8 protein-coding genes are annotated in these 8222 nt (G+C 68.8%); 5 read left to right on the top strand and 3 right to left on the bottom strand.

Going from position 1 to position 8222, the window contains the following annotated elements:
• The first annotated feature begins 260 nt into the window (after nt 1-260).
• Nucleotides 261-749, top strand: a complete 489-nt coding sequence (locus tag ACFWF2_RS30460) for a hypothetical protein (protein WP_379310919.1) — start codon at nt 261-263, stop codon at nt 747-749.
• Between the two features lie 3 nt (nt 750-752).
• Here ACFWF2_RS30460 and pabB read toward each other — a convergent pair whose 3' ends face one another.
• Complete coding sequence (pabB, locus tag ACFWF2_RS30455) at nt 753-2801, bottom strand: aminodeoxychorismate synthase component I (protein WP_379310918.1); 2049 nt, start codon at nt 2799-2801, stop codon at nt 753-755.
• Between the two features lie 49 nt (nt 2802-2850).
• On the opposite strand from pabB, the gene ACFWF2_RS30450 reads away from it, so the two are divergent.
• The 3 genes from ACFWF2_RS30450 to ACFWF2_RS30440 all read left to right on the top strand — a co-directional run bounded on the left by ACFWF2_RS30450 (nt 2851) and on the right by ACFWF2_RS30440 (nt 5747).
• Complete coding sequence (locus ACFWF2_RS30450) at nt 2851-3915, top strand: phosphotransferase family protein (RefSeq protein ID WP_379310917.1); 1065 nt, start codon at nt 2851-2853, stop codon at nt 3913-3915.
• A 70-nt stretch (nt 3916-3985) separates the two neighbouring features.
• Entirely contained in the window at nt 3986-4510 is a 525-nt protein-coding gene (locus ACFWF2_RS30445) for a DinB family protein (RefSeq protein WP_379310916.1), read from the top strand.
• Nucleotides 4511-4616: 106 nt separating this feature from the next.
• Nucleotides 4617-5747, top strand: coding sequence for an NDMA-dependent alcohol dehydrogenase (locus ACFWF2_RS30440; protein ID WP_379310915.1), 1131 nt, complete (start codon nt 4617-4619; stop codon nt 5745-5747).
• Between the two features lies 1 nt (nt 5748).
• On the opposite strand, the gene ACFWF2_RS30435 is transcribed toward ACFWF2_RS30440, so the two are convergent.
• Together ACFWF2_RS30435 and aztA are read right to left on the bottom strand one after the other, a co-directional pair.
• On the bottom strand, nt 5749-6105 hold the full coding sequence (locus ACFWF2_RS30435; RefSeq protein WP_379310914.1) for an iron chaperone: 357 nt from the start codon (nt 6103-6105) through the stop codon (nt 5749-5751).
• Between the two features lie 48 nt (nt 6106-6153).
• Nucleotides 6154-6831, bottom strand: a complete 678-nt coding sequence (aztA, locus tag ACFWF2_RS30430; RefSeq protein ID WP_379310913.1) for a zinc ABC transporter ATP-binding protein AztA — start codon at nt 6829-6831, stop codon at nt 6154-6156.
• Between the two features lie 48 nt (nt 6832-6879).
• Between aztA and aztB the strand changes: the two genes are divergently transcribed.
• On the top strand, nt 6880-8222 hold a 1343-nt coding region (gene aztB, locus ACFWF2_RS30425; RefSeq protein WP_379310912.1), incomplete at its 3' end, for a zinc ABC transporter permease AztB.

Here is an 8222-nt window from a genome sequence, read left to right as displayed (position 1 = left end):
GGCACCGTTGCTTGCTCCTTCGTCGCCTACGCAACGGCGCCTGACCGGCGGGACGGCCGCGACGGCCGACTGCGTCGGCCTGCCCCTCCTCGAGGTCGGGGCGTGCGGGGCCGGGTTGGTTCGTCGGGTGAGACATGGACCGCCGCTGTGGGGCGGTTCCTTCTCGGGTGTGGGTTGGTTTGGTTCGTTCGGTGAGACACACGGGGTTGTGCGAGGTGCGCATCCCTGCGTCTGTGGGATCTGTGCGGCACAGTGGAGTCATGACGAACCCGAAGAAGCGGGGACGCGCTGCGGAGCCCGTGCCGGAGCCGCAGGGGCGCAAGGTGCCGGGGGCTGACCTGCTGTCGGCGGCGCAGGCGGCGGTCGGTGCGGCGCAGACCGCGGCGGGGCAGGCGATCGACGCCGCTCAGCAGACAGCGGGGTATGCCTTCGATGCCGCGGTGCGGCTGCCACCGGCTTCGGCGCAGCTGGCCGCGCAGTTGCCGGATCTGGTGGAGAACCTGTCCATCGCCGTGGACCGGCTCAACAGCACCATCGACCGGCTCGACCGGACCCTGGCGCTGGCCGATCCGGTCTTCGCGACCTACGACCGGCTGTTGCCCCGGCTCGAGGCGATGATCTCGCTGGGCGAGGACCTCTTCGGTGCGCTGGCGAAGCTGCCGGGCGTCGGGCTGCTCGGACGGATCACCGGACGCGCGGGGGAGGAACCGCCGCCGGAACCCACCAAGGGAAAGCGTTCGCGCCGGTAGCGCTCAGCTCAGCGCCCGGAATGTCGCCGCGGCCTTCAGCACCATCTCCGCGTACTCGTCTTCGGCGTCGGAGTCGAGGACGATCGCGCCGCCTGCGCCGATCCGCCACTCGTCGTCGTAGCGGACCGCTGTCCGGATGACGATATTGAGGTCGGCGGTGCCGCCTAGGCCGAGGAAGCCGATCGTGCCCGAATAGATCCCGCGCGCTTGGGTTTCCAGCTCGTCGAGGATCTCCATGGTGCGCAGTTTCGGCGCGCCGGTCATCGAGCCGCCGGGGAAACAGGCCCGCAGACAGTCGATCACCCCGGCGTCGGGGCGCAGCGTCCCGCGCACCGTCGAGACCAGTTGGTGCAGGGTGGAATAGGTTTCGGTGGCCATCAACTCCGGCACGTGCACCGAGCCGACCTCGCAGACCCGGCCCAGATCGTTGCGCAGCAGGTCGACGATCATCAGGTTCTCGGCGCGCGTCTTGGGGTCGTCGGCCAGCGACAGGCGCAGGTGCTCGTCCTCGGCGACGGTCCGGCCGCGCGGCGCTGTGCCCTTGATCGGCTTGCTCTCCACCACGCGGTCCCGGTCGATCTTGAGGAACCGCTCCGGCGACGAGCAGGCCACATCGAGGCCAGGGAAACGCAGATAGGCGGCATACGGCGCCGGGTTGCAGCGGCGCAGCCGTCGATACAGCGCGAGCCCGTCGCCGGGGGCCGCGGCGACCGCGGCCGCATCGGTCAGGCAGATCTCGTAGGACTCGCCCGCGTGCAATCGCTCCTGGCAGACCGCGATATCGGCCAGATAGCGATCGCGGCCGCGGACCAGATGCGCCTGGACGGCATCCGGATCGGCGGGGACAGGCAGGTCGGCGGGATTGACCCAGGTGGGCAGATCGGCCAGTGCCGCATCCATCTCGGCGAGCCAGCGATCCGCCCGCTCGATGTCGTCCTCGGCCAGCGCGAGCAGGTGCGTGCGCCCGGCTTCGTGATCGACGACGATCAGCCGATCGGCGAAGATCCAGCCGGCATCCGGGGTGGGGGAGCGGTGCGCCGCGCTCGCGCCGCAGTCGGCCTTGACCTCGTAGCCGAGATAGCCCACATAGCCGCAGGCGAAATCGAAAGGCAGGGGTGGGGTTTCGCAGTGTCTGCGCCGGAGTTCGCGGTCGAGATAGTCCAAGACCGTGCCGGGGACCGACCTGCTGCCCTCGGCGTCCGTCACCGTGACGGCGCCCGCACCGACCCGATAGCCGACGACCTCGGCGTGCGGTCCGCTCGCGTCACCGAGGAAGGAGAACCGGTCGAGCCCGGGTTCGACATGTTCGCTGTCGAGCCAGAACGCGGTCGGCGACTCGGCGTAGCGGCGCAGGAAGATCGCCTCGGTGTCGATGGCGCGCTCGATCACACTGTGCCGCACCACGAATCGACGTTCGGGTGTGGGCTGCGGCGACAGGTCGCGCGGTCCGCGTACGAGGACCGGCGCGCCGTTGTGGGTGCGCGCCTTGGTGAGATCGGCGAAATTGCGCAGCAGCGCGGCGCCGAATTCGCTCGACACCGATTCGGGATGGAACTGCACACCCCACTGCGGCCGCTCGCGGTGGCGCACGCCCATGACCACGCCGTCGCTCGTCGACGCGGTCACCTCCAACACCTCGGGCAGCGGTTCCTCGGCGGCCAGCGAGTGATACCGGACGACGGTGAAATCCTGCGGCAGCCCGGCGAACAGGTCGCGATCGTCGTGCGCGACGCGATCGAGGTAGCCGTGCCTGGCCTCCGGCGCGCGGCCCACCGTGCCGCCCGCGCCGACCACGATTCCCTGGTGGCCGAGGCAGACACCGAGCAGCGGCAGCGTCGACTCCGCGATCACCGCCGTCGACACCCCCATGTCGCGGGCGCGATCGGGACGGCCGGGTCCGGGCGAGACCACCACATTGTCGAAGCGGTCGAGTGCGAGCTCGGCGTACTCGTCATTGCGCACGACGGTCGGCTCGTTCCCGTTGACCTCACTGATCAGCTGATAGAGGTTGTAGGTGAACGAGTCGTAGTTGTCGATCAACAGCGTGCGCATCCTGGCAGAAATCCTACGTCGGGCCCACCGGAGACCCGCCTCGGGCACAATGATCGCCATGTCTGTTTCGCAACCGGTCGATGTCGACCCGACCATCGCGGATTTCGCGGCGATCGGGCGCTGGATGGACGAACGTGGCCTGCCCGGCGGCGCGTTCGGTGCAGTGACCCCGATCGGCGGTGGCACGCAGAACATCATGCTGCGCTTCACCCGTGGCGACCGCGAATACGTGTTGCGACGCGGACCCAAGCACCTGCGCGCCAGAAGCAACGACGTGATCCGGCGCGAATCGCGACTGCTCGGCGCGCTCGACGGCACCGAGGTGCGCTCGCCCCGGGTCATCGCCGCCTGCGACGACGACGGCGTGATCGGCGCGGTCTTCTATCTGATGGAGCCGATCCACGGCTTCAACCCGCAGACCGAACTGCCCGCCCTGCACGCGGGCGACCCGGAGATCCGGCGGCAGATGGGCCTGTCCGCGGTCGAGGCCATCGCCCGCCTCGGCTCGCTCGACTACCAGGCGCTCGGCCTGGCCGACTACGGCAAGCCCGAGGGTTTCCTGGAACGCCAGGTGCCGCGCTGGCTGCGCGAACTCGACTCCTACTCGGCCAACGAGGGCTACCCAGGCCCGCGGATTCCCGGTGTCGATCAGGTCGGCGACTGGCTCGAGCGCAACCGGCCGACCACCTGGACACCGGGCATCATGCACGGTGACTGTCACCTGGCGAACATGATGTTCGAGTACGACAGCCCGCAGGTGGCGGCGATGGTCGACTGGGAGATGTCCACCATCGGCGACCCGCTGCTCGACCTCGGCTGGCAGCTCGCGACCCGCCCGGTTCCCGGCACCGTCGGCGCGGGCCTGATGGGCACCCTCGGCACCGTCGGCGGCCTGCCGACACCGGCGGAGATGATCGAGCACTACGGCAAGTTCTCCGACCGCGACCTGAGCAACGTCACCTGGTACGAGGTGCTGGCCTGCTTCAAGCTGGGCATCGTCCTCGAGGGCACCTACGCGCGCGCGTTCGCGGGCAAGGCGCCCAAGCCGGTGGGCGACTTCCTGCACGCGGTGACCATGGAACTGTTCGAGAAGGCGCGTCAGCTGATCGCGTGATGCCCGGATCTCGCCGATGATTGGCAGAATATCGATGGATCGAAAGATTCAGACATCCTAGGCTGACGGCATGATCGTTCCCGACACCAAGAACTGGACCTGGGTCCTCGAACGCGCCTGTCCCGACTGCGGATACGACGCCGAGCGGACCGCCTACGTGGCGGTTCCCGAGCGCACGCTCGACAGTGCCGCCCGGCTCGGCGCCGCGCTGGAGCGCGCCGATGCTCGGGTCCGTCCCGACGACACGACCTGGTCGGTGCTCGAGTACGGCGCCCACGTGCGCGATGTGTGCCGGATCTTCGACACCCGCCTGGCCTTGATGCTGGCCGGTGACGGTGTCGTGCCGCCGCAGTTCGAGAACTGGGATCAGGACGCGACCGCCGTCGCCGACCGCTACGGCGAACAGGACCCGGCGCGGGTCGCGACCGAGCTCTCGGTGGCCACCGAGAAGATCGCCTCGGCCTTCGCGGCCGTCCCCGCCGATCGGCTCGAGTTGCGGGGCGCGCGCAGCGACGGATCGCTGTTCACGGTCACCTCGCTGTCCCGCTACTTCCTCCACGACCTCGTCCACCACGTCCATGACGTGCGCGGATAGATAATTCTCGGCAATATTTCTAGAACGTGTTTCAGAATCGGGCGATTCTTAGTTAGGGTGAGTGCAATCACAACGAGGCACAAGCTTGGCGAGAGGTCGACCGGACATGAAGACGAAGGGCGCGATCCTGTGGGGCACCGATCAGCAGTGGTCGGTGGAGGAGATCGAGGTCGGTGATCCCGTCGCCGGTGAAGTGCAGATCCGGATGGAAACGGCGGGCATGTGCCACTCCGACCATCACATCGTCACCGGCGCGACGCCGATGCCGGGCTACCCCGTGATGGGTGGGCACGAGGGCGCGGGTGTCATCACCAAGCTCGGCCCGAACTGCCCCAGCGACCTGGCCGTGGGCGACCACGTCATCCTGTCGTTCATCCCGGCCTGTGGCCGCTGTCCCGCGTGCGTCGCGGGCAACATGGCGCTGTGCGACCTGGGCGCGGGTCTGCTGATGGGCCAGGCGATCTCGGACGGCACCTACCGCATCCAGGCGCGCGGCGAGAACGTCATCCCGATGTGCCTGCTCGGCACCTTCTCCCCGTACATGACGGTGCACCACACCTCGGTCGTGAAGATCGACCCGACCATCCCGTTCGAGGTCGCGTGCCTCGTCGGTTGTGGCGTGCCGACCGGCTTCGGTTCCTCGACCCATGTCGCCGAGGTGCAGCCGGGCGAGACCGTGGTGATCGCCGGCATCGGCGGCGTCGGCATGAGCGCGCTGCAGGGCGCCGTGCTCTCCGGTGCGTCGAAAGTCATCGCCATCGACCCGAATCCGTGGAAGCGCGAGCAGGCGCAGAAGTTCGGCGCCACGCACACCTACGAGAGCATGGCCGCCGCGATCATGCCGATGATCGAGGCCACCGAGGGGCGGATGGCCGAGAAGGTCATCCTCACCATGGGTGAGATGCACGGCGACTACATCGAAGAGGGCCTGATTCTCACCGCCAAGGCGGGCACGCTGGTCGTCACCTCGATGGGCCGAATGGACGCAGGCGACGTGAAGATGAACAGCTTCCTGCTGTCCATGCTGCAGAAGACGGTGAAGGGCTGCATCTTCGGCGGCGGCAACGCCCGTCAGGACGCGCCGCGGCTGCTGTCGCTGTACAAGTCGGGTCAGCTCAACCTCGACGACATGGTCACCCGCAGCTACTCGCTGGAGGAGATCAACCAGGGCTACCAGGACATGCTGGACGGCAAGAACATTCGCGGCATCATCCGCTTCACCGAAGCCGACTGGTAAGTCACCGCCGACGTTCCCGCTCGGCGAGCCGGACCGCGACCTGCGCGATCAGGTCGTACGGAATCGGTTCCCCGAGTGGGAATTTCAGGGTGCCACGGCCCGCTGTGTAGGGCTCGATGGCACGTTCGAACTCCTCGTCCCCCTCGGGGATGGGGTACACGCTCACATGCACCTTCCATCCGGCGAAGGACATGAACGCCCGGCCGTCGAGGGTGGCGGCCGGGATGGCGTAACTGATCTTCTCGCCCGCCTCTGGCACTACCCGGTGAATCGTCTCCCGGATCTGCTGCAGGACGGCGCGCTCCGCCTCCGGCAGGCCGGCCAGGTAGTCGTCGACCGAGGTCGGTGTCGCGGCCATGATTTCCTCCTGCTGCGGGACGCGCGGGTGGAGCGGGCGCTGTCGATTCTACGACCGGACCACCACCTCGCCCGGCTGCCCCGCGGCGATCAGACGGCCCTCCCTGAGCACCAGGCAGTGATCTGCCTTGTCGGCCTCGGCCAGGTCGTGGGTGGCCTGCACGACGGTGACCCCCGCGGCGCTGACCTCGGCCAGCACCTCCGAGATCGTGGCCTGAGAGGCCGCGTCCAGGCCCGTCGCCGGTTCGTCCAGCAGCAGCAGATCGGACTGTTGCGCCAGCGCTTGGGCGAGCAGTGCGCGCTGGCGTTGTCCACCCGAGAGGGTGTCCAGGCGCCGGGCCGCCAGAGCGGTGAGATCCATCCGTTCCAGGCAGGCGCGGGCGATGGCGCGGTCCGCGCGGGTGAGGCGCCGCCACGGTCCGCGATGCGCCCAGCGACCCATCGCCACGGTCTCGCCGACGGTGAGCGGCAATGTCGGCGGAATCGCGGTGTGCTGCACCACGAATGCGGGCCGTCGGGTGGTGTCTCGCCGCACCGCGCCCGACTGGGTGGGCACGGTCCCGGCGAGTACGCCGAGCAGGGTCGATTTCCCTGATCCGTTGGGTCCGACGATCGCGGTGATCTGTCCGCGCGGAATCGTCGCCGATACCCCCGACAGCACCGGCGTCGAGCCGTAGCCCGCCGTCAGCTGCTCGATCTTGATCGCTGCGTCCTCTGTGTGCTGCATCTCACCTCAATTGAAACGATAATCATTTTCAGTATATCGTTCCGCGCTATGGATTGGCTGTTGACCCCGTTCGAGGTGGCATTCGTGCAACGGGCGCTGTGGGGTGGGCTGCTCGTGTCGTGTGTCTGCGCGCTGGCGGGGACCTGGGTCGTGGTGCGCGGCATGGCTTTTCTCGGTGACGCGATGTCGCACGGGATGCTGCCCGGTGTCGCGGTGGCGGCCCTGCTCGGCGGGAACCTGATTCTCGGGGCCGCGATCAGCTGCGCTGCCATGGCGTTCGGTGTCTCGATGCTGGGGCGCAGCAAGCGGTTCGCGCCGGACACCGCGATCGGGCTGCTGTTCGTCGGCATGCTCGCGGCCGGGGTGATCATCGTGTCGCGATCGCAGTCGTTCGCCGTCGATCTGACCGGGTTCCTGTTCGGTGATGTGCTGGCGGTGCGGTCGCGTGATCTGCTGTATCTCGGTGTGGCGCTGGTGATCGCGCTCGTCGTCGCCGTGCTGGGGCATCGGGCGTTCGTGGCGTCGACCTTCGATCCGCGCAAGGCGCACACCCTCGGCTTGCGTCCCAAGGCGGCGCAGGTGGCGCTGATCGGGCTGGTGACGCTGGCGATCGTGGCGTCGTTCCATGTCGTCGGGACGCTGCTGGTGTTCGGGCTGCTCATCGCGCCGCCGGCCGCGGCGGTGTACTGGTCGGATCGGATTCCGGTGGTGATGGTGGTCGCGGCGCTGATCGGCGGGGTGTCGACCGCGGTGGGGCTGCTCATCTCGTGGCACGCGCAGACCGCGGCGGGCGCGACCATCGCCGCCGTGGCCGTCGGCGCGTTCTTCCTGTCGGCGATCATCGCCGCGCTGCGGGACCGGTTCGGTGCGCGCCGGATGGGTGTGGCCTCGGTGGCCGCGCTCGCGGCGCTGCCGCTGGTCGGGTGTGGGTCGGGGGAGCCCGCGGTGGTGGAGGAAGCGCCGCACGGGTTCGTTGCCGGTGCCGAGGAGATGTCGGAGGCGCAGAGCCGGTTGATCGTGGCCGATGCGGGCACCGGGGAGATGCGGGTCGTCGACCTCTTGACCGAGAAGGTGACGTCGATCGATGCGGGAACTGTGAAAGCAGGTTCCCCGCAACCACCTTCAGCAGAGGGCGCGTCGGCCCTTGGCGCGATTCGGCTCGTTGGCGACGGCCGGTTCGGGTTCGCGAGTTCGGGTGGGCGTCTCTCGATCGCGGACAGCGGTGCGTGGACGGTCGACCACGGCGACCACCGGCACTATTACAGCGCGCCGATTCGCGCGGTCGGATCGGGCGATATCTCGGTGGGGGGACTGTCCGGGGTGGGGAGGTCGAGTGCGGCGCCAGGGCCGAGCGCAGCACCGGGACCCAGTGGTGCGGCAGGGCCGAGCGG

Origin of the sequence: Nocardia sp. NPDC060259 (genome assembly GCF_042728775.1) — a bacterium.
Taxonomy (GTDB): domain Bacteria; phylum Actinomycetota; class Actinomycetes; order Mycobacteriales; family Mycobacteriaceae; genus Nocardia.
This window is presented reverse-complemented; position numbering and strand designations above follow the sequence as displayed.

Bases quoted from the DNA above. Each gene is read 5' to 3' on its own strand.
- pabB (WP_379310918.1), bottom strand. From the start codon at position 2,801: ATGCGCACGCTGTTGATCGACAACTACGACTCGTTCACCTACAACCTC.
- ACFWF2_RS30440 (WP_379310915.1), top strand. From the start codon at position 4,617: ATGAAGACGAAGGGCGCGATCCTGTGGGGCACCGATCAGCAGTGGTCG.
- ACFWF2_RS30445 (WP_379310916.1), top strand. From the start codon at position 3,986: ATGATCGTTCCCGACACCAAGAACTGGACCTGGGTCCTCGAACGCGCC.
- aztA (WP_379310913.1), bottom strand. From the start codon at position 6,831: ATGCAGCACACAGAGGACGCAGCGATCAAGATCGAGCAGCTGACGGCG.
- ACFWF2_RS30435 (WP_379310914.1), bottom strand. From the start codon at position 6,105: ATGGCCGCGACACCGACCTCGGTCGACGACTACCTGGCCGGCCTGCCG.
- ACFWF2_RS30450 (WP_379310917.1), top strand. From the start codon at position 2,851: ATGATCGCCATGTCTGTTTCGCAACCGGTCGATGTCGACCCGACCATC.
- ACFWF2_RS30460 (WP_379310919.1), top strand. From the start codon at position 261: ATGACGAACCCGAAGAAGCGGGGACGCGCTGCGGAGCCCGTGCCGGAG.